This is a genomic window from Natrinema sp. 1APR25-10V2, assembly GCF_031626495.1.
Classification (GTDB): Archaea; Halobacteriota; Halobacteria; order Halobacteriales; family Natrialbaceae; genus Natrinema.
Genome location: NZ_JAMQOJ010000009.1, coordinates 97,127 through 115,777, shown reverse-complemented (window position 1 = coordinate 115,777; position 18,651 = coordinate 97,127). Strand labels below are relative to the sequence as shown.

24 protein-coding genes and 1 pseudogene are annotated in these 18,651 nt (G+C 59.2%); 13 read left to right on the top strand and 12 right to left on the bottom strand.

What is annotated here, in order from left to right; all coding sequences use genetic code 11:
- The first annotated feature begins 62 nt into the window (after positions 1-62).
- The 10 genes and pseudogenes from NDO75_RS24835 to phaC all read left to right on the top strand — a co-directional run bounded on the left by NDO75_RS24835 (position 63) and on the right by phaC (position 8,599).
- Positions 63-413 carry a winged helix-turn-helix domain-containing protein gene (locus NDO75_RS24835; protein ID WP_006183485.1) on the top strand — a complete coding sequence of 117 codons (351 nt, stop codon included), beginning with the start codon at positions 63-65 and terminating at the stop codon, positions 411-413.
- A gap of 3 nt (positions 414-416) precedes the next feature.
- Positions 417-692 carry a hypothetical protein gene (locus tag NDO75_RS24830; RefSeq protein ID WP_115819498.1) on the top strand — a complete coding sequence of 92 codons (276 nt, stop codon included), beginning with the start codon at positions 417-419 and terminating at the stop codon, positions 690-692.
- A gap of 31 nt (positions 693-723) precedes the next feature.
- Positions 724-1,077 (top strand): annotated as a pseudogene (locus NDO75_RS24825) (HAD-IC family P-type ATPase); the annotation flags it as partial.
- Between the two features lie 107 nt (positions 1,078-1,184).
- Complete coding sequence (locus tag NDO75_RS24820) at positions 1,185-2,771, top strand: transposase (protein WP_095638025.1); 1,587 nt, start codon at positions 1,185-1,187, stop codon at positions 2,769-2,771.
- Between the two features lie 501 nt (positions 2,772-3,272).
- Positions 3,273-3,854, top strand: a complete 582-nt coding sequence (locus NDO75_RS24815; RefSeq protein ID WP_310909312.1) for a hypothetical protein — start codon at positions 3,273-3,275, stop codon at positions 3,852-3,854.
- A gap of 322 nt (positions 3,855-4,176) precedes the next feature.
- Entirely contained in the window at positions 4,177-4,650 is a 474-nt protein-coding gene (locus tag NDO75_RS24810) for a nucleotidyltransferase domain-containing protein (RefSeq protein ID WP_310909311.1), read from the top strand.
- Positions 4,643-5,152, top strand: a complete 510-nt coding sequence (locus NDO75_RS24805; protein WP_310909310.1) for a DNA-binding protein — start codon at positions 4,643-4,645, stop codon at positions 5,150-5,152. The genes NDO75_RS24810 and NDO75_RS24805 overlap by 8 nt, the downstream gene beginning before the upstream one ends.
- 27 nt (positions 5,153-5,179) lie before the next feature.
- Entirely contained in the window at positions 5,180-6,430 is a 1,251-nt protein-coding gene (locus NDO75_RS24800; RefSeq protein ID WP_310909309.1) for a phage integrase SAM-like domain-containing protein, read from the top strand.
- A gap of 141 nt (positions 6,431-6,571) precedes the next feature.
- Positions 6,572-7,210, top strand: coding sequence for a MaoC/PaaZ C-terminal domain-containing protein (locus tag NDO75_RS24795; RefSeq protein WP_092893744.1), 639 nt, complete (start codon positions 6,572-6,574; stop codon positions 7,208-7,210).
- Between the two features lie 24 nt (positions 7,211-7,234).
- Positions 7,235-8,599, top strand: a complete 1,365-nt coding sequence (gene phaC, locus NDO75_RS24790) for a class III poly(R)-hydroxyalkanoic acid synthase subunit PhaC (protein WP_345784925.1) — start codon at positions 7,235-7,237, stop codon at positions 8,597-8,599.
- A 27-nt stretch (positions 8,600-8,626) separates the two neighbouring features.
- Here the strand turns inward: phaC and NDO75_RS24785 are convergent, their stop codons facing one another.
- The 5 genes from NDO75_RS24785 to NDO75_RS24765 form a co-directional block, all read right to left on the bottom strand.
- On the bottom strand, positions 8,627-9,217 hold the full coding sequence (locus tag NDO75_RS24785) for a hypothetical protein (protein ID WP_310909308.1): 591 nt from the start codon (positions 9,215-9,217) through the stop codon (positions 8,627-8,629).
- Positions 9,218-9,226: 9 nt separating this feature from the next.
- Positions 9,227-9,595, bottom strand: coding sequence for an SHOCT domain-containing protein (locus NDO75_RS24780; RefSeq protein WP_310909307.1), 369 nt, complete (start codon positions 9,593-9,595; stop codon positions 9,227-9,229).
- Positions 9,596-9,721: 126 nt separating this feature from the next.
- Positions 9,722-9,943 carry a hypothetical protein gene (locus NDO75_RS24775; RefSeq protein ID WP_310909306.1) on the bottom strand — a complete coding sequence of 74 codons (222 nt, stop codon included), beginning with the start codon at positions 9,941-9,943 and terminating at the stop codon, positions 9,722-9,724.
- A gap of 99 nt (positions 9,944-10,042) precedes the next feature.
- Positions 10,043-10,207, bottom strand: a complete 165-nt coding sequence (locus tag NDO75_RS24770) for a hypothetical protein (RefSeq protein WP_310909305.1) — start codon at positions 10,205-10,207, stop codon at positions 10,043-10,045.
- A gap of 574 nt (positions 10,208-10,781) precedes the next feature.
- The gene (locus NDO75_RS24765) at positions 10,782-11,276 is read right to left on the bottom strand and encodes a CBS domain-containing protein (RefSeq protein WP_310909304.1); all 495 of its coding nucleotides are present in this window, start codon (positions 11,274-11,276) and stop codon (positions 10,782-10,784) included.
- Between the two features lie 239 nt (positions 11,277-11,515).
- On the opposite strand from NDO75_RS24765, the gene NDO75_RS24760 reads away from it, so the two are divergent.
- The gene (locus NDO75_RS24760) at positions 11,516-12,889 is read left to right on the top strand and encodes a vitamin K epoxide reductase family protein (RefSeq protein ID WP_310909303.1); all 1,374 of its coding nucleotides are present in this window, start codon (positions 11,516-11,518) and stop codon (positions 12,887-12,889) included.
- A gap of 76 nt (positions 12,890-12,965) precedes the next feature.
- Positions 12,966-13,895, top strand: coding sequence for a complex I NDUFA9 subunit family protein (locus tag NDO75_RS24755; protein WP_310909302.1), 930 nt, complete (start codon positions 12,966-12,968; stop codon positions 13,893-13,895).
- A gap of 22 nt (positions 13,896-13,917) precedes the next feature.
- Here NDO75_RS24755 and NDO75_RS24750 read toward each other — a convergent pair whose 3' ends face one another.
- From NDO75_RS24750 to NDO75_RS24725, 6 genes are all read right to left on the bottom strand, one after another.
- The gene (locus NDO75_RS24750; protein WP_310909301.1) at positions 13,918-14,664 is read right to left on the bottom strand and encodes a plastocyanin/azurin family copper-binding protein; all 747 of its coding nucleotides are present in this window, start codon (positions 14,662-14,664) and stop codon (positions 13,918-13,920) included.
- 25 nt (positions 14,665-14,689) lie between these two features.
- A complete protein-coding gene (locus tag NDO75_RS24745; protein WP_310909300.1) occupies positions 14,690-14,998 on the bottom strand; it encodes a thioredoxin family protein in 309 nt (102 codons plus the stop codon).
- Between the two features lie 176 nt (positions 14,999-15,174).
- Positions 15,175-15,528: an SHOCT domain-containing protein gene (locus tag NDO75_RS24740; RefSeq protein ID WP_255198967.1), complete on the bottom strand. Its 354-nt coding sequence runs from the start codon at positions 15,526-15,528 to the stop codon at positions 15,175-15,177.
- Positions 15,529-15,530: 2 nt separating this feature from the next.
- Positions 15,531-15,950: a DUF302 domain-containing protein gene (locus NDO75_RS24735; RefSeq protein ID WP_310909299.1), complete on the bottom strand. Its 420-nt coding sequence runs from the start codon at positions 15,948-15,950 to the stop codon at positions 15,531-15,533.
- Between the two features lie 531 nt (positions 15,951-16,481).
- Positions 16,482-16,808, bottom strand: coding sequence for an SHOCT domain-containing protein (locus NDO75_RS24730; RefSeq protein WP_310909298.1), 327 nt, complete (start codon positions 16,806-16,808; stop codon positions 16,482-16,484).
- 61 nt (positions 16,809-16,869) lie between these two features.
- Positions 16,870-17,166: a hypothetical protein gene (locus tag NDO75_RS24725; protein ID WP_310909297.1), complete on the bottom strand. Its 297-nt coding sequence runs from the start codon at positions 17,164-17,166 to the stop codon at positions 16,870-16,872.
- Positions 17,167-17,494: 328 nt separating this feature from the next.
- Here NDO75_RS24725 and NDO75_RS24720 point away from each other — a divergent pair, with 328 nt between their 5' ends.
- Positions 17,495-17,755 carry a hypothetical protein gene (locus NDO75_RS24720; protein WP_310909296.1) on the top strand — a complete coding sequence of 87 codons (261 nt, stop codon included), beginning with the start codon at positions 17,495-17,497 and terminating at the stop codon, positions 17,753-17,755.
- 126 nt (positions 17,756-17,881) lie between these two features.
- On the opposite strand, the gene NDO75_RS24715 is transcribed toward NDO75_RS24720, so the two are convergent.
- Positions 17,882-18,544, bottom strand: coding sequence for a hypothetical protein (locus NDO75_RS24715; protein ID WP_310909295.1), 663 nt, complete (start codon positions 18,542-18,544; stop codon positions 17,882-17,884).
- Positions 18,545-18,651 lie beyond the last annotated feature (107 nt).

Below are 18,651 nucleotides of genomic sequence, written 5' to 3'. Positions count from 1 at the left end.
GCTGGCGTGCTGAGTCAGAAAACCGGGGGGCTATATTACCCTCCTGTGGAGATTAGAGGAGTGTGACTGAGGAGGCCGACCCGTCGGAGGTCTTCGCGACACTCGACGACGAGTACGCCCGCGACATCCTCGTGGCGACGAAGACCGACCGACTCTCCGCGAAGGAACTCAGCGAGGAATGCGACATGTCACGCCCGACCGTCTCGCGGCGTGTCACCCGCCTCGTTGAACAGGGCCTCCTCGAGGAGTACACGCATGTCGACCCCGGCGGACGGCACTACAGCGAGTACGAAGCGCGACTCGAGCGTGTCGAAGTCCTCCTGCAGGCGGAGGGCTTCGACGTGCAGATCGACGTCCGGCCGGACCCCGCCGACCGGATTACGTCAATCTTCGAGGAAATGCGGGGAGACTGACTCATGGAACACACGTTATTCGTCATCGGCAAGCTGTTCACGACCGTATTGGCCCTCGTCATCGCCTATCAGGCCTATCGCGGATACCAGCGCCATCGCACGCAGTTGCTTCTGTACGTCGCCGCCGGCTTCGCGCTGGTCGGGCTGGGCGGCCTTCTCGAAGGTGTTCTCTTCGAACTCCTCCAAGTGTCGATCTTCGAAGCAGGATTCGTCGCAGCACTCGTCACCGCCGCCGGGATGCTATCGATCCTCTACGCCCTGTATGCCCCGAACCCCTGAAGATTCGGGGCGTTCATTCGAGAAGCGGCCCGTCGACGGAAACGAGGTGTACGTCGGCGGGCCGAACCTGTTGACCCAGCTCGATAGCGAGATCCCCGACCATCTCCAGCGCTTCGCTGAAGAGGCTGGCCAGAACGCCCAGACTGTGGTGTATCTCGTTCGTGACGGCGAGCTGATCGCTGCTTTCGCGATGGCCGACGTGATCCGCGAGGAGAGTTTCCGCGTCGTCGACGCACTCCACGATCTGGGCATCGAGGTGGCGATGCTGACCGGCGACTCCCAGGACGTCGCCAATGCTGTCGCCGACGAACTGGGCATCGACACGGTGTTCGCGGAGGTCCTCCCCGAAGACAAGGACGAGAAAGTCCAGGAACTCCAGGACCAGGAGACTTACAGAGTACTTGTTTGTGCTGACCGATTCAACAGCAGCGGTTCCTGCGCAAAGAGGATGGGATCGCGCCGCTTGTGTGACTGGCTGATGGGATAGCTCACATGACTTCTCAGGAGCACCGATTGACCGACGCCTACCTTGTCGGGTTGACACTCACAGAGGCACTCAAAGCCGATCAGTCCCTCTGCACGGCTCTTCGAACTCTGGAGGGGCCGTTCGATTCGCTCAATGACGGCTACCCAGAGTGGCATCCAGCACCGCACTCGTTCGAGGGGATGGTACGCTTGTTACTCTACCGCGAACTCACTGGCGAAAGCTACCGTTCGCTCGCCCAGTATCCCGAACTCGCAGTTGTCTTCGACTTGGAGAAAATCCCCGACGAATCGGTGCTCTCGCGGACCTGGCGTAACCGGTTCGACGAGGCGACCCGGGAGTTCGTCACCACAGCCGCCCACTACGTCATCAAGGAAGTCCACGATCGCGACATCTCAGCGCCGGAGGTGCGGCCTAAGGCAGAGATCGTCGACGATGAGCAAGAAGCCGCAGATCCAGTAGAAGACAAATCCTTCTCACAGGAGGAGATCATCCAGACAACGCGCCTCGCGCGTGATCACGCCTTCGGTCACTTCGACTCTGGTCGGGCGTCGAACGCCTCGTACGAGGACACACAATTCTTTGAGCTACAGACGTTCATGGGGATGGTCCACTGTGGAACTGCGCAGGGAGCGACTCGCTTCCAATATCGCCATGGCGAAGAGTACAGCCCCCATGGTGATACCCACCTCCGCGCCGTCAAGCAGTTCGATCCCGAAGAACTCGTGAACGGATTCAACGAGACAACGGATCGCTTGCTCTCCGTGATCGCCTCAGAAGCATCCTTTCGAAGGCCGGTCACCGCGGCAATCGATATCACGACTATTCCCTACTACGGAGAGGTCGAAGGAATGCCGATGGTCAGCGGGACCAAGGACAGAGACGGTCGAGCATTCAAATTCGCAACCCTCTCGATCATCGGGCAGAACATCCCGCTCGTTCTGGCGGTTGAGCCGGTCCGTGAGAGTTCCGAGTGGGATGAGAACCCGTCGAATCAGATCCATCGTACTGTGCGACGGCTCGTTCGACGAGCGAAAGAACAAGTTCCGATCGAGACGGTGCTGTGTGATCGAGAGTTTGACTCGATACAAGTGTTCCAGACACTCTCAAACCTCGATGTGAACTACCTCATTCCGAAGCGAGTCTCAAGCTCCGAACGGGATGTGCTCGAACAAATGGAGGGAGACGACCAAGAGGTGGCTGTTGAGTCGGCTTCTATCCATGTAGAATCTGGATCGCATCCAATGCGGCTCCTGTACGTGCCGTCGACGAGTGGGGAGGGAACGGCCGTCTTCGCGACGAATCTACGAGTCGGTCCTGAGGAAGCCGAGACATTCTGTCAGCGCTACAGCCGCCGGTGGCAGATCGAGAGTGAGTACAAATCGATCAAAGGTGATTTTCTCGCGAAGACCTCCTCGAAAGACTACCGCATTCGTTTGTTCTACTTCGTTTTCGCGGTCCTCTTGTACAATATCTGGCGGCTCACCGACTTCCTGCTGAAAGCGAGTGTGGGAGGTGAGATGGACTACGCACCTGTGATTACTGCGGGTGAGTGTGTTGAGCTCGTTGCCTCGTCGTTGATTCCACACGACTAACCGGCTGATCCCCCTGAGTCCGCCGTTTGGGAGTGACAACCCTAATCAGGAGCGGCAGAATCTACGCAATTTCGCACGTCCGCCCAGTAGATGCGATCGGTAAGGATCCAAATCAGGACTGGTCGGTGAGAAGAACCACGAAGTGATGTTAATTCGATCTGAAACTGGGCTATCCTCCGAAACTGTGTCCGAACGGCGGTCGCGGCTTTGGTATAGCGGCATATGATTCATACCGTTGGACAAACCCGAATTTCGGGGGATAGAACCCTTCTATCATAGGAAAAATGGTTATGAGACTTCTGTCACCGGTGGTCCTGATTACGCCGGTAATCACGACCACTTTGAAGTACCCCGACGCCGTCGGTGAAGCACGGATGCTGCAATCGGCTCAGAAAGACGCTTCCCCCGGGGTAGACCCGCCAAGAACGGGTTTCGAGATTTCTCTGGGTCGCCTCAGCCAAGTCCGCGGAGATAGCGAGGGCAGTCCTCGTGATAGACTAAATGCCTGTGACCTATTTTATGACACAGCACGAACGGGGTTGTATGACTGGAGGTGAATCGATTTCCGAGGGTCCGATGGAACGCCAACCCACGGGTGAAGACCGGGTGCGGATGGTCGCCCGACAGGTTTCAGAGCCGCGGACAGCAAACTGGATCGCCTCCGAAGCAGACTGGTCACACGGGCCGACCAAGCGCGTCCTCGAACATCTCGTCGACGACGACATCCTCCACCGTGACGACACCGAGGGCCACACGACATACTTCCCCGATTATCGTCGTCAAGCACTCACGGAGGCCATACGCCTTCGGGACAGCGACCACACCGTCGAAGACCTCACCGAACGGCTCACCGAGATGAACGCTCAGATCCGAGGATGGAAGGACGAGTTTGATGTCGAGTCACCGAACCAACTTCGCGGGACGATCGCTGACCAGGTACTCGACGTCACCGAAGAGGATCGTCGCCGAGAGATCGCGCGCGAGTGGGAACAGCTCCAACGGCGAATCGAAATTGTGGGTTTTGCCATCCGAGAGTGGGACTTTCTAGCCCCAGCGACCGAACGTGGTGGGGCCCGGAGGTGACGGACCTCGTTCTCCGCACGTCCATTGCTGGCAGATGAATATTTAGGCTGATCCCGACTCACGTATAATGTTTATATAGTAGTGGTCCGTGATACGTCATATGGACCGCGAGACGGATAGTACGAATTCGTCTGGGGCAGCTATTTCTCTTTCAATACCCCCTTCAGATCCGACTTTATTCAAACATAAGGCGACGAGCGACGTCCTTCTCTTTTTAACAAACCACCGATTCAGTGACTTCTCACTGCGAGAACTCGCGACACAGATCGGTCACTCACACCAGTCCGTCCGACGGGCAGTAAACGTTCTCAGCGCGAACGACTTGGTCATCGAATCGGCCGAAAGCAACCAGCGACTCGTCCAGATCAACAGACAGCGCCTGTCGATTCCAGACGATCCGATCCTCCGGATCCCCCAACCAGAGTATCATCAACCCGTCAAAGCTGCGGTTACGGAGCTCTGTGAGAACATCAACGACGTCGTCGGCATCATCCTCTATGGGAGTGTAGCTCGGGGCGAGGCTGACCGACGGAGCGATATCGATCTCTGGGTGCTAACCCGGTCTGGGCGGGCCGAAAGCCAACGAGAAGCGAACGCCATTGCCCGTGACCTCGAAGATACGGAGTTCGATGGTGACCGATACGCCTACGATATCGATGTCGAGGCCGTCCAGGCGATCCCGGCGTACACCGAAGACATCCGAGAGATCGTCGTTTCAGGGATTCCGGTCTACAAGACGAATGACTTCGAAACCGTCGAGAACCTCCTCTTGGAGGAAGGAGCCACTGATGAGTAACGGCTCGGACCCGACCGCTGTGCTCACAGCACTCGACCGTGCACAGGATGCCTTCGAGATGGTCGGACGCGGTCGTACAGCGTTCGAGGACGGGATTAGTGCCGACGAAGACTGGAAGACACAGCTGACGAAAGCGTGCCGCCTCCTTGAGGTCGTTGGCACTCTCCAGTCACAGGTTGGGTACTACACGGCCGTCATCGAGGTCTGTTTCGGCGCGATCGAACGGTCGATCGAGGCGTACGCGCTCGCGATGACGAACGATACGCTTCAGGACTTTCAAGACCACCAGTTCAGCTACGAGCGTGCCCACCAGATCGGGCTGTTTGAGCGGGAGACTGCAGAGGCGATGAAGGACCTCTACAGCGAGAACCGGACAGAGAGTTATTACGGCGGGGGGCGTCCAACCGAAGAGCAGGCGGAAGCAATGACTGACCTCGCCGGCGCTGTCCATCAGTTCGCAGTGAGCCAGATCCGGGAAGGCGGCGTCTGTCTGTGTGACTGACTACGTTCAACAGTTCAGGAGAGCACTATGGACCGGAATACACCGACGGAACGGACGCCATTGACCTCACTCTCCGAGTCGTTCGAGCGCTACCTCCAGGACAAGGGGAAAGGCCGTGGAGGCGACGGTGGGAATTATCGACGCAACGCCGCCCGTGAACTCGAACGGTTTGCTGAGTGGGCCGCCGGCGACCGCGGGGGCGACGACTGGACCGGGATCGTCCCCGATGACGTCGACTGCGACCCCACCTTCGAGGACCTCGACGAACGCGTGTTCCGGGAGTACGCCCGACATCTTGCCGGCGATCGAGGACTCAAACAGAACACTGTACAAACCTATTACCGCTATATCTCTGCGTGGTGTGGCTGGTGCGTCAACGAGGGATATCTCGAAGCGCATTACGCGCAGCGGGCGAGTGCGATGGCGCCGCTTCCAGAAGACGACGGCCGCAAGCCCGGTGACCAGCAGGCTTGGACGTCCGAACAGCGCCACACCCTCACCCGCTACGTCGACGAACGGGCCCGCGACGCCGTCGAGGCGTACACGACACTCCCACAGGATACTGACCCCCTCGACAAACAACGAGCGCGCTACGCGGCGCTGAAGGCGGCTCGTGACCGGGCCCTTGTGTTCGTCCTCGCGTACACCGCCGTCCGTGTCGGGGAACTTCTCCGGGACCCGAACGATCCGCGTCGACGTGGCGTCCGCTGGGAGGACCTCTCAATTGAGGACGGGAGTATGGACGTCTACCGGAAGAAACAGCAATGGGACGCCGCCAGCCTTCCCGATCCGGTGATCTCGCCGCTGCGAAGTTACCGCCAGCTGATGGACCCGGCGACGGAGCGCTGGCCGGTGTTTCCAACGTTCGACCAACGGACGCTTGCAGGGCTCGTCCAGGATGAGCTCGCCGAACGAGGGGAACGCCCAGAAACAATTACTGAACGCCGTGAAGAATACGCTCGCGATCTCCTGCTGGCGCTCGATGGGGACATTCGGCCGCCGTCGATCACGACCGATGGTGCACGGTCGATTCTCCAACGACTCTCCAAGGAGGGGGAGGTCGACATCGTCCACCCGAAACACGACTACCTCGCTCCTCACGGCGGTCGACGGGGCATGGGAGAGGTCCTCGTCAGAGCATTCGGCTACACGGTCGCAGCTCGATATCTCGACAACTCGGAGGAGATGGTTCGAGAGCGCTATTCCCACATCGAGGCAGGCGAACTTGGAGACGTGGCGACTGAAGCTCTCGACGAGGTTGACCATCTTGGGAAGTGATCGCCCTCTACAGTTGTTCTCGGTTGATGATGCGAGCGACACGTACGTTGATAGTGAGTGACTACGTTAATCACTAGCAGACCGACTGAACGATCCTGATCCCGAACCCATCCGTGAACCAGCCCTCAATTCAGCGTACCCATGCCAGTTGACCCCGTGTGTGGGATGGAAATCCCACTCGAATCTGCCGAAGCGACTACCGAGTACGAAGGTGAGTCGTTCCACTTCTGCTCGAACGACTGCCAAGCGTTGTTTGATAGCGCTCCCGAGAAGTACGTCGAGACGCCGCACCCCCATCTCATCGAGACAAGCGGTGCTATCATCCCTCGTCTGCCATACGGCCGTGCGAAAGGTGAATTCGACATCGATATCGCAGATCCCACGTCGCTGCAGGAGGGCGACAGCGTCAATTTCTCGAAGGAGATTACGGACGACGACGTCCGGAAGTTCGCCGAAGCGACCAGCGACACGAACGCCCTCCACCTCAACGACGCGTTCGCGGAGAAGACACGGTTCGGCCACCGAATCGTCCACGGGACACTCGTCTCGGGACTGATTAGCGCGGCACTGGCGTGCTTTCCCGGGCTGACCATCTACATCTCGCAGAACCTGGAGTTCCAACAGCCCGTGGACATCGGCGAGACACTGACGGCTCGATGTAAAATCGTCGACGAACTCGACGGTGCCCGGTATCGCCTCACAACTCGAATCGAGAACGACGCCAACGAAATCGTGTTGGATGGAACGGCGACGGTTCTGATCGATCCTATCCCGGAGTGATCACCAGCACGTTCGACACCAGTGATGACAATGCACCCATTTACAGCGCCTCTCGAATTGCAGCGTCGAACGCTCGAACGAGGCGCAGATGCCGTCGAGACGATGCGTCTCCTTCCGGAGCGAATCGACGACCTCGCCTCAGTCGAGGTCGGCCAGACGCCAAGTGAGGTCATCCATTCGGAGAATAAACTCGACCTCCTGCACTACGAGGCCCTGACCGACGACCGACACGACGCGCCCCTGCTCGTCGTCTACGCGTTGATCAACCGACCATATATCCTCGACCTCCAGCCGGACAAGAGCGTCGTACGACGGTTTCTTGAGGACGGCTTCGACGTCTATCTCATCGACTGGGGGGAACCGTCCCGACTCGACGCGTCGCTGACGCTGGGAGACTACGTGAATCGATACATCGACAACTGCGTCGATATCGTCCGCAATCGAACTGAAACTGACGAAATCAATGTCCTCGGTTACTGCATGGGCGGGACGCTGAGCACGATGTACGCGGCGCTTCATCCGGAGAAAGTACGTAATCTCGGCCTCATGGCCACGGGGCTGTGTTTCGACGACACGGGTGGCGTCCTCGAACAGTGGGGGAGCGAGGAGTACTTCGACCCGGGAGCGATCACCGACACCTACGGGAATGTCCCAGCGGAATTTCTCGCTGCAGGGTTCGCCCAGATGAATCCCGTCGATACGTACCTCGGCAAGTACACGATTCTCCTCGACAACCTCGACAACCTCGACGACAAGACGGCCGTCGAGAACTTTGGTAGGATGGAACGCTGGGTGCGTGACGGGGTCGATGTCGCGGGCGAGGCCTACCGCCAGTTCATCGAGGACATCTATCAGGAGAACGCACTCTACCGGAACGAACTCGTGTTGGACGTCGATTCCGTCGACATCGAGAATCTCACGATGCCGGTGTTACAGATTATCGGCTCGTTCGATCATCTCATCCCGCCGGAGGCGAGCAAGCCCTTCACCGAGGTTATTCCGAGTGGGGACACTGATATCTACGAGTTCCCGACCGGCCACGTTGGGATGGCCGTCTCGGGGAAGGCCCATGCGGAGCTGTGGCCTCGTGTCGCGACGTGGTTCCGTGAGCGGTCGGTAGCACAGGATGAGGAGTCGGCCATAGTGGACCAGGGTGGAGATGAAGTGGAGACTGATCCGGATCGCTCGCTGCAGACGCTCGACGGGATCGGTCCGACGTACGCGGAGCGTCTCCACGACGCGGGGATCACGACGGTGACGGAACTCGCAGCCGCAGACCCAGCCCCGTTCGCTGACCGACTCGGTCTCAGTGAATCACGAGTGACGTCCTGGATCGAGCAAGCGAGGCAGTACACGGAGTCGTCCGACGAGAGTGCTGGGAGCAGCTGACGTCGGTTCGTGGCAGGTAACGAACGCTCACGTGACGACGATGCCGCCGTCGATCTCCATGTAGGCGTGGCCGTAGCCACAGTAGGTCAGGCAACTCAGCGTGTAATCGCCCCGTCGCGTCGCACTTAGTTGTCGAACGAGGGGTCTAGTGGCATTTTGCGGAAGTGCAACTGGGTGCATCATCATTCCGCCGTCCATGTGAACCTGTCCGGAGGGTATGATTGCGAGACTGTGATCAGGGTACTGCTCGTTCGCCTCCTCTAGCAGTTCGTGGAAGTCACCGCTAGATGGGGGCGGGATGCGCTCCTCGTTTCGCTCTTCGAGCGCTTCGTGGTCAGGAAGCGCGTCTCGGACCGAGGCTGGAAGGGCTTGCACAGCTTGATTCGCGCCGGTATTGAATGCGACGACACGGAGGACATCACCCCGTTGCAAGTTGACACGCTCTTGCTCCTCACCGCCGGCGTCGAGCATAACGAAGCCCCAGTGGTAGCCTCCGACGTAGATTGTCCTGTCGATGTCGTCGCCACTGCCAGGAAGATTCCCGACGCATCCGGAGAGACCCGTGATGCCGGCGCCGAGGGCCGTGAGCAACTCGCGCCGCTGTACTGTCGGGGACATGATTGCAGACTATTGCGACTCCTCGCGGTCGAGTTTCGCACGCCGTTCCTCGAACTCCTCGTCGGAGAGATCGCCGCGAGCGTACGCCACTCGAAGTTCCTCGAGTGCTCTATCGCTGGTCAGCGACGATCCGACACCACCAACGAGGCCGCGATAGAGGAGGTAGCCGATGCCGACGAGAACGACGAGCCAGACGAGCATCATCCCGATGCCCCACAGTGGCGAGAGGCCGCCTGCCATTCCACCGCCCCACCACCAGCCCATCATCCCCATCATCGGCATCGCGAACACCATCATCAGCAGCGGGAACAGGACGATAACCGCGAGGACGATCAGGACGATGCGAAGCAAGCCATCGGACGTGCGCTCTGTCGACATAGTTAACCACTACGGACTTTGTCGACTGCACCCATAAAGTTGGACGGCGAGTACTGCTCCGTTGGTGGTTCCTAGGTTGGGTGGCGGCTAATACGTCGCTCTGTGTCTTGATTGGGGTGAGTCCACTCAGCAGCAGTCGGGGTCGTCGGGCGACCACTCGCACGCGTTGCCAGTCGTCAAGTCGTTTTCGTCAACGTAGGGCGAGAGACACGCATAGTTGCAGAAGTACGTCGGCGACCCGCAGTCGTCGATACAGTCGCGCACACAGATCGGGTCGTGGTCGAAGATACGCGACCCACAGTACGCACAGGCTTCGTCGGCGTCGGGGAGTTCGACGATCGTAGACATACCTTCGCTACGAGCACGAGTCAAAAACGCATTTCGCTAGTCGAATATCCATATACTTCGACTCCGGGCTGTCCGCGGTGTAGGCGTGAGACGGAGCTACTAGAACTCGATCGCTCCGATCATCGGCTCGCCGACACACTTCGGGCAGACATCGGTGTCGTATTCCTCCATACAGTGCCGGTGGCAGGAGATCCCGCAGTGCTCGCAGACGAACACCTCGTCGTCGCTGACACACTGTGAATTACAGATGTAACACCGGACCATGGTTCATACACCTACGGTGGCGACCGGTATAAATCGCTGCACTCGGAATCTGGCACTCAGTTTCCCGCAGAGCGAGGTACCTATGCGACGTGCTCCCCGTGGTGCTTACACATCGTTTCCGCGCTATGGTGGTGGTCTGGATGATGTGAGGGATGCTCGTCCATGCGGATATCATCCCCGTGGTTCGAGTGGCTGTTCTCCCATCCCTGCTCGGAAACTGTAATCAATTGCGCATTGCTGGGGTTCCCTGCAGGAACGTGGCAAACCTCGATGTTCTCTGTATCCCCACTCTGATGTTCTGCGCCTGCAACGGCTCCAATCATACCCGAAGTGAGCGTCGTTGCCACCGTGATGACGATTGCGAAGCGGATAACGGTCCATGTCACTGTGTTCTTCCTCATCGTATTACGTGGTTTATCGGTCAATTTCGCACCTCAAACTGTGGTATCTGATCAGCCGGTACTGTTTCGTTATCTGTGGTCAGGAGATGGCTGTCCGGCCTAGAGGACATTCTACGGCATCAGCTAACAAAGTAATAGGGGCTAAGCTATCGTCGTCGAGAGGGGGTAACTGTTCAGTTGGACGTTGGTGATTCGGCGTGAATGACATCGGCGAGGCTTTCGAGTTGCGCGGCTACGTGTGCACTCTCGCCCGCCAGATGAACGACGAGGTCGTCGAACGTGATAATCCCAACAACGTTCCCCTCATCCACGACGGGAATTCGTCGGACGCTCGCCTGATTCATGTGGTGGAGTAACCGTGGGACGCGTGCCTGCGACTCGATCGTCAGGGGGTCCTCGGTCATTACATCACCAGCGGTAAGGTCCGCTCCTGACTCCCCGCTGAGGATGTTCGTCCCGTGTTCGTCCGTCAGAAGGTGGATTGTGAGATCACGATCGGTGACGATTCCGACGACCTCGTCATCGTCGATGACGATTACGTCCCCCACGTTTTTGTCAGCCATTGTTTGCGCGACATCACCCACGGTCGTATCACTGGTTACGCTGATCACGTCCTTTCGCGCTATTCGTCCCACTCGGAGATCGACGTCAGAGCGCTCGTTGGACATCACTTGTCAGTACGGTAGCGACATCGAAAAGTGTAGGGCCCAATCCGTGGTAATCTCGTTGAGCACCGTCGACATCCGGTTAAGCCACCCGATACGCGAGACTTAGACTTTGCCGGGTAGTAGCCTTGCTGCAGGAGGAACAGTTGGTCTCGAGGCTTCCGAGACCGTCTTTGCCAGTCCGCGGATGCCGGAGATACTTTGGCCTGTGCAGCCGAAGAGACACTACCGGTCGAGACCTTATGAGTGAACACCACGGCGCTTCGTCCGGCGGGATGGCCGATCACGGGCACGAGTCCCAAGAGCCGGGGACCATGATGCTCGAGCACCCGACGATGGAGCTGTGGCCGCAGTATCCCATCGTCATTCTCGGCCTCTGGCTCATTGCGAGCCCGTTCACCTTCGGGTACGAGAGCGTCATTATGACCGTTAGCGACATCGCCAGCGGGACGCTCCTGATCGTCCTCGCCGCCACTGTACTCGTTCTTCGGAACGGGTGGGCGAACTACGCCAACGGATTCGTCGGCCTCTGGTTACTGTTCGCACCGCTGATCCTCTGGGCACCGACGAGTGCCGCCTACCTGAACAACACGCTCGTCGGCGTCTTCGTCATCACGTTCTCGGTACTCGTTGTGATGCGAATGGAGATGTCCGGTCCCGGCGTCCCGCGTGGCTGGACGTACAATCCCTCGACAGCGGCCCAGCGGGCGCCGATCATCGTCGCCGGACTCATCGGATTCTTCTTCTCGACACACATGGCGGCTTTCCAGCTCGGCTACACCGACTTTGTCTTCGAGCCATTCTTCGGTCAGGGAACGGTGAACGTGCTCACCTCCGATGTCTCGAAGATGTTCCCGATCTCGGACGCCGGTCTCGGAGCCGTTGCCTACGCGGTCGAGGTCCTCATGGGGTTCATGGGCGACAAGCGCCGGTGGCGGACGATGCCGTGGATGGTCACGTTCTTCGGCATCGTCGTCATCCCGCTGGGCTTCGTGAGTATCATGCTCATCATCCTTCAGCCACTGGCCGTCGGCTCGTGGTGTACGCTCTGTCTCCTCTCAGCGCTGGCTATGCTGTTCATGATCGCGTTCACTGTCGACGAGGTCGTAGCGATGGGACAGTTCCTTTACCGGCGAACTCAGGAAGGCGAGTCGCTGTGGCGCGCCTTTTGGATGGGCGGGACGTTCCCCGAGTCGGAAGCGGGCGTGGACGGGGAGACGAGGTCCGACGCCGCCTCGTTCTGGTCGATGTTCTGGGGGATGTCGATTCCGTGGTATCTCATTGTCGCCACGGGACTCGGGCTCTGGTTAATGGCGTCACCTGCGATTTTCGGGACCACCGGTGGGGCCGCAAACAGCAGTCAGCTCGTCGGCGCACTCGTCGTGACGTTCTCCGTGATTGCGATGGGAGAACCAGCCCGCGTCGTCCGCTTCGTCAACGTCCCCCTCGGCATCTGGATCGTCGTAGCACCGTGGATTCTCGCCGGTGCCCCAACGCTAGCCACATGGAACGGCGTTGCTGTCGGTACCATCCTCGTTATCGTCAGCATCCCGCGTGGTTCGATACGTGATCGATACGGGACCTGGGACGATATCGCCGAATACACGTTTATCTAACCCCACGGTCTCTATTGGTCGCAGTCATCCTGGACGGTACTGTGGATTTACAGGCACTCGTGGCGTAGTCCGTGGTATGGAAACACTGGTAGTAGGCGGTGATGGGTTCGTCGGGCGCTACCTGTGTGCAGAACTCGTCAAGCGCGGGCACGCAGTGACCTCGCTCTCGCGCTCACCCGATCCCGAGGTATTGCCCGAGGAGGTCAAAACGACGACCGGCGACGTGACCGACTACGATTCGATTGAGGAGGCGTTCGAAGGGAAAGACGCCGCCGTGAACCTCGCGGCGCTCCCGCCGCTTCACCAGCCACGTCCAGGGACGTTCCACGATACCGTCTGTATTGGCGGAGCGATGAATGCCGCGCATGCCGCGAGCGAACACGGTCTCGACCGCTACGTCGAGATGAGTTCGCTGGGCGCAGATATGGATAGTCCAGTCGCCTACTGGCGAACGCAAGGGATAGGTGACATGGTCGTCCAGTACTCCGATCTCGACTGGGTGGTCCTCCGCCCATCGTTCATCTTCGGTGAGGGCAGCGAGACATTCGCGTTCATCAAGAACTACACCACTCCCTACGTGACGGTCCTCCCCGACGGTGGCAGATACCCAACGTTCCAGCCAATCTGGGTCGAGGATATGGCTCGAATCACCGCGGACGCACTCGAAGACGACGAGCACGTCGGCAAGACCTACGACCTCGGTGGGCCAGAGGTCCTGACGTTCGGCGAGGTCACACAAATGCTCTATCGCGCAGAAGGAAAGTCGGTCAGGATACTCTCCGTGCCGATGCGACTCGCAGAGATCGGTCTGTATGCGCTTGACCCAATTCCCTCGATTCCATTCGGGATCGACCAGGCGAAAGCGCTGGAGATGTCCAACGTGGCGGACCACAACGATCTCGACGCGTTTGGCCTGGAACCGTCGGACTTGCTGTCAGTAGAGGAGTACCTTGGCGTAGGAATAGGCTCTCAACAGGCTCCCGAGCGAGTGACCCAACACCCGTAGAAATGTCCGACGACACTGCGCCTTACTGGGACGCGTCTTCTTCCCCAGTCTCCAACCGCTCACGACGCTTCTGGAACTCTTCTTCGTCGATCTCGCCTCGTGCGTAACGGCGTTGGAGGGTTTCCATCGCGGAACCGTCACTCTCGTGAGGTACATCACCTCGTCCGAGTGCCCAGTAGAGGAGTCCGCCGACCAGGCCCAGCATTCCGAGTGCTCCGCCGACGAACGGGACGCCGCCCCACCCGCCCCTCGAGCCACCCATCATGCCGCCGGGCCCCATCATGCCGCCATCGGCACTCCCGCTTCCCTCGACGTCCGAGCCGATGGCTACGGCGCCGTTCTGGACGATCGTCTCGCTATCGGGGACCTCGCCGTTGGGGATTGAGCTCTCTTCGGCCGGACCGCCGGGGCTGCCAACGACGATGCGGCCGACCATCCCGACCGACTTGTGCGGGATGCAGTAGTAGTCGTATGTGCCTGGCTCTTCGAACGTGTACTCGAAGCTTCCCGACGAGATGGTTCCACTGTCGAATGCGCTGGCGTCGGATGGAATCCGATTCTCGTAGGCGGTCGCCGAGTGGGCTCCGGCCGCAAGCTCGAAGCGAACGGTCGTGCCGGGTTCGACGTGGAGTCCGATCGGGTCGAAGTAGTTGTTGCCCATCTTCACGACGGGCGTCTCCTGTGCGCTCGCTGGCTGAGAGATCCCTACACCGGCGACTGCGCCGGAACCGAGTACTCCCAGGAACTGACGTCGGTTATAGTTCGTCATGTGGTTTGAATCGGTCTGTTGGTCGTTATTTTCGCACCACATCGACGAGGCGCTGGACGAATCCAGACGATTGCTGGGTCGCGCGCTCGATGGCTGACTCGAGGTCGTTCCGGTCGACGATGCCGATGAACTCGGCGGTTTGCTCTCCGTTCGCGTAGACGAGTGTCGTCGGCGTCTTTCGGACGCCGTATTCTTCGGCTGTTTCGAGGTCCGTCTGAATGTCGACCTCTTTGAATTCCACGTCCGGATACTTGTCCTTGAGGCCGTCGTTTTTCTCCCTCTGTGTTGCGCATGCTCCGCACGTCTCTTGGGTGAAGAGGATTACTTCGGTCACATTGTATACTACGGTATTGTAACTTAACCACATTACTATTCAGAACCGTAAGCTGAGAGCCCCCCATTTCTTTGATTCGAAGACACGCTCGCACAGGTGTGATAGGACGGAGCCTGAGGAACAAAATCGAGTACACGGGCTTGTGGTATCCGAATCGCGGTGTGTACTCGTTGGGTTTACCCCGACCGTTCGAGTTTCTCGCGGCGGGATTCGAACTCTTCGTCGGTGAGGTCGCCGCGAGCGTACGCCGTGCGGAGTTCTTCCATCGCGGGGTTTCGAGACGTCTGGCTTTCATTCGCACGTCGGAAGACGAGGTAGCCACCGCCAAGGAGGATGAGGAGGAAGATGAGTGGGACGAGCATCCCGACGAACGGCCACCACCCACTGGTGGTCCCGCCGTAGCCCATCATCCCGCCGTAGCCCATCATGCCACCGAACCCCATCCCCATGGTGAGCAACGGGAGGACGATGATCGCCCCGAGGATCAGGAGCACGATAGTCGTGGTGTCGAGTTGATTCGACGAAGACATCGTCACTCCTCCTCCGGCACCGTTCCCAACTCGTCTGAGATCGTTGCGATGACACGCTCGAATCGTTCGTGGACGTCGACCGCGATCTCGTCGAGGTCTGGATTCTCCGTGATGCCGACCAGTTGCTGGGGGTCGACGGCGCTCACGACGACGTCACCGGCATCCGTCTCGTAGACGATGACGTTACACGGGAGCAGGGCCCCCAATTCCGGCTCTTCGGCGAGGCCTTCGTGGGCGAGTGGAGGGTTACACGCCCCGAGAATCCGGTATTGGTCTACGTCGACATCGAGCTTTTCCTTCAGGGTCGTTTTGACGTTGATGTCACAGAGGATGCCGAAGCCTTCGTCCTGTAGTGCGGTCGTGACTGCGGTTACGACATCGTCGAACTGTGCATCAATCGTTGTGGTGATGGTATACGTCATTGGTCTATTGGGTGTTTTTGCGTTCCAAGCTCGCGATGAGCTTCGTTGCTTCCGCTTCGGTCAATCCAGCACCGCCAGATGCTTCTGAGGCGGTGAATGCGCGGAGTCGTCGGCGTTCGGCAGCCTGTCTGCGTTGCTCTCGTGAGTCGATTTGGATATTGTGTTGTGAGTCGTTCATTGTGGTGGTTGGTTTTGTCGTGACGCGCGTTTCGAGTCAGTCCGTGACTGGAGTCGACGCACGCCGAGTTCTGTTCAGATCGCTTGAGTCGTCCCCGACGGAGTCGGAGAGTTCTTGTCGTCAGGTTAGCTCAGTTGCGTTTTCAACATTTTGTGTGCTCGTTCCTTCTCTCCACAATACTATGGACGATTGCACGATGCATAACCGGCCAGGTCCGTTTGCTGACCCAGCAAATCGCCCCGTCATTCGGGTCCACTCTCTCGTGGTCGCTGTAGCACCCCCGAAGGTGCCAGCCGGCAATACGAATGTATGTGGACGACGTGGAAGGGTACATGAACGGAGGGTGTTGATACTCACTGGGTGAGCGAGGATCGTCGGTTCTCGAACTCCTCGTCCGAGAGTTCACCCCGCGCGTAGCGCTCGCGGAGTTCGGCGAGTGCAGTATCCGGCCCAGAGGCCGATTCCTCGCGGTTAGTCCCGTACATGAGGAGCAGGACGAGTCCGATCAGGAGCAACGGCCAGAGGAACATTCCGCCTCCGAGCATCCCGAAGCCGCCGAGTCCGCCCATCATGCCGCCGCCGTGGGCAGCAGCTGTTCCAGTCGCTGCGACCAGCAGTGGGACGGAGAGTAGCGCGAGTCGACGAGCAGTGCGTCCGAGGTGAGTGGTGGGTTTCGTCATGATTGTGAATTGGTGGTGAGTTTCGGTATTCGGTCGAAGCGATCGAAACGGTCAGGGCCTATCAGCAGTGGCCCTGCCCGTACATCCCGCCGTTGTAGTCGTCGTTAGCCATGTCCTGAGCCATCTCGTCGACGGTCACACCCATGTGCGATTCCATCCACTCGACGCTACCAGGGCCCATGTGCTCGGTTATCTGCGCCTCCATCCAGGCCGCCCAGTCATCAGCGGTAGCGTTGTCAGTGGGCGCGTCGTCAGCAGCCGTGTCGGTGCCGTGTGCGCTGACTACGGGGGCGGCGAACGCGAGTCCGATGATCGCGAGCGCCACGAGCAGCCAGCCGCCGAGTTTGAAGTTGGTCATTGTCTTTCTCCTCGGTTACTCGTAGGACCGCTCGGGAGTTATCTCGATGGGTGTGAATCCACGCAGGAGAACGTCCGAGAACGTGTATAGGGCGCTCTAATCGTTTCCCAGAAATAGAACCGTTCATCTCTACCGAATTCGTCCGGGGAGTGGATTGGCACGCTCCGAACTGCTGCAACCGATGAGTGCCGAGATCGGTGATCCGACCAACTTTGGAATGTTAACCACAACTGCAGAAAGTTATCTTCCCCAACTAGATCATGTAGCGATCCGTCGAGGAGCAGACGATACCGCATAGCCTCGAATTAGTTCAGCTATTCCGTAGACTATGCAACTCCAAGGACTCCTCACACAGATCGAACACGCGCTCGCACCGGTTCGCCACGTCATGAAACCGATTCTTTCGGACCCGCTCGCAATGGGCGTCTGGGCGCTATTTGTCGTCGCGTCCGTGGGCACCCTCTGGTGGGAAATCCGCGAGCGGAATCAGGAGTTGCCATCGCTGATGAAAGGCGTCTGGACGCTGGTCGTCGGTCGGGTTCGTCTTCGCGTTCCCGGTCAACGCCGCGCTGGTCCACGTAGGCGTTAAGGAGGGAATGAAGAACCCCGATGAGATGGGGCAGAGCCAGTCAAGCGGACAGGCACAGGCCGCTGATTAGCGACGTTGTCTGGACGGGCCGCATCGACATCGAAACCCGGCCCCGGGTCACTCGTCTCAGACACGTGCGTGACGCCGATAGGCGTCGTACACGGCGGGGAGGCCCAGCGGGAACGCGAGAATCCCGAACGTCGCGAGCGCGTGCTTCGCGTACGACGACTCCCGATAGGCGAGGTAGGTGCCACCCGCACCAAAGATGGCGACAGCGTAGGCGAGATTACTCCAGATCGGGTCGTATGTCGAGCAGTAGCCCCAGCAGACGAGCGTGTACGAGGGGGCGTTCCACGTCGGCGGCTGGAGCTTGGGCCAGAAGAACCGGCAGTAGGTGGTGAACGCGAGCATCACCGTCACGGGCAGTGCTGCGAGCCACGTACTCGGTCGAAACAAGAACCGTGACCCGTAGCGGTGGTAAGCGTTCATCAACCCGAGCGGAAGCGTGAAGACGACGAGCCACAGGCCGACGGTGTAGGTGACCGGCCAGTGCTCGATCCGCGGCTGGGTGTAGGCGACTCTGAACGACTCGGGGAGCGTCGCCCACGGGAAGGAGGGATCTGGAACCGGATTCGTGAGAAAGGACAGACCCATGAGGAGGACGCCAGCGACGAGTGCGTACACACCTATCGCCGTCATTTGTGCGATCGAGGAGGGCAACGGCTGGTAGCGCGATTCATCTCCGCCACTGTCGTCGAACCCATCAGGATGGAGGGCATCCGCTCCCATACAACGAGTTAGGCTGGCCTGATTGATTGCAGTTATTCTTTCTAATCAGAAGTCGTCGGCTTCAAACGGGTAGAACCCTATCCCAGTCTTCGAGACAGCGAGTGAGA

Excerpts from the sequence above, each read along its gene's own strand:
- NDO75_RS24830 (WP_115819498.1), top strand. The coding sequence starts at position 417 with ATGGAACACACGTTATTCGTCATCGGCAAGCTGTTCACGACCGTATTG.
- NDO75_RS24820 (WP_095638025.1), top strand. The coding sequence starts at position 1,185 with ATGACTTCTCAGGAGCACCGATTGACCGACGCCTACCTTGTCGGGTTG.
- NDO75_RS24815 (WP_310909312.1), top strand. The coding sequence starts at position 3,273 with ATGCCTGTGACCTATTTTATGACACAGCACGAACGGGGTTGTATGACT.
- NDO75_RS24805 (WP_310909310.1), top strand. The coding sequence starts at position 4,643 with ATGAGTAACGGCTCGGACCCGACCGCTGTGCTCACAGCACTCGACCGT.
- NDO75_RS24800 (WP_310909309.1), top strand. The coding sequence starts at position 5,180 with ATGGACCGGAATACACCGACGGAACGGACGCCATTGACCTCACTCTCC.
- NDO75_RS24795 (WP_092893744.1), top strand. The coding sequence starts at position 6,572 with ATGCCAGTTGACCCCGTGTGTGGGATGGAAATCCCACTCGAATCTGCC.
- phaC (WP_345784925.1), top strand. The coding sequence starts at position 7,235 with ATGACAATGCACCCATTTACAGCGCCTCTCGAATTGCAGCGTCGAACG.
- NDO75_RS24785 (WP_310909308.1), bottom strand. The coding sequence starts at position 9,217 with ATGTCCCCGACAGTACAGCGGCGCGAGTTGCTCACGGCCCTCGGCGCC.
- NDO75_RS24780 (WP_310909307.1), bottom strand. The coding sequence starts at position 9,595 with ATGTCGACAGAGCGCACGTCCGATGGCTTGCTTCGCATCGTCCTGATC.
- NDO75_RS24775 (WP_310909306.1), bottom strand. The coding sequence starts at position 9,943 with ATGTCTACGATCGTCGAACTCCCCGACGCCGACGAAGCCTGTGCGTAC.
- NDO75_RS24770 (WP_310909305.1), bottom strand. The coding sequence starts at position 10,207 with ATGGTCCGGTGTTACATCTGTAATTCACAGTGTGTCAGCGACGACGAG.
- NDO75_RS24765 (WP_310909304.1), bottom strand. The coding sequence starts at position 11,276 with ATGTCCAACGAGCGCTCTGACGTCGATCTCCGAGTGGGACGAATAGCG.
- NDO75_RS24760 (WP_310909303.1), top strand. The coding sequence starts at position 11,516 with ATGAGTGAACACCACGGCGCTTCGTCCGGCGGGATGGCCGATCACGGG.
- NDO75_RS24755 (WP_310909302.1), top strand. The coding sequence starts at position 12,966 with ATGGAAACACTGGTAGTAGGCGGTGATGGGTTCGTCGGGCGCTACCTG.
- NDO75_RS24750 (WP_310909301.1), bottom strand. The coding sequence starts at position 14,664 with ATGACGAACTATAACCGACGTCAGTTCCTGGGAGTACTCGGTTCCGGC.
- NDO75_RS24740 (WP_255198967.1), bottom strand. The coding sequence starts at position 15,528 with ATGTCTTCGTCGAATCAACTCGACACCACGACTATCGTGCTCCTGATC.
- NDO75_RS24735 (WP_310909299.1), bottom strand. The coding sequence starts at position 15,950 with ATGACGTATACCATCACCACAACGATTGATGCACAGTTCGACGATGTC.
- NDO75_RS24730 (WP_310909298.1), bottom strand. The coding sequence starts at position 16,808 with ATGACGAAACCCACCACTCACCTCGGACGCACTGCTCGTCGACTCGCG.
- NDO75_RS24725 (WP_310909297.1), bottom strand. The coding sequence starts at position 17,166 with ATGACCAACTTCAAACTCGGCGGCTGGCTGCTCGTGGCGCTCGCGATC.
- NDO75_RS24720 (WP_310909296.1), top strand. The coding sequence starts at position 17,495 with ATGCAACTCCAAGGACTCCTCACACAGATCGAACACGCGCTCGCACCG.
- NDO75_RS24715 (WP_310909295.1), bottom strand. The coding sequence starts at position 18,544 with ATGGGAGCGGATGCCCTCCATCCTGATGGGTTCGACGACAGTGGCGGA.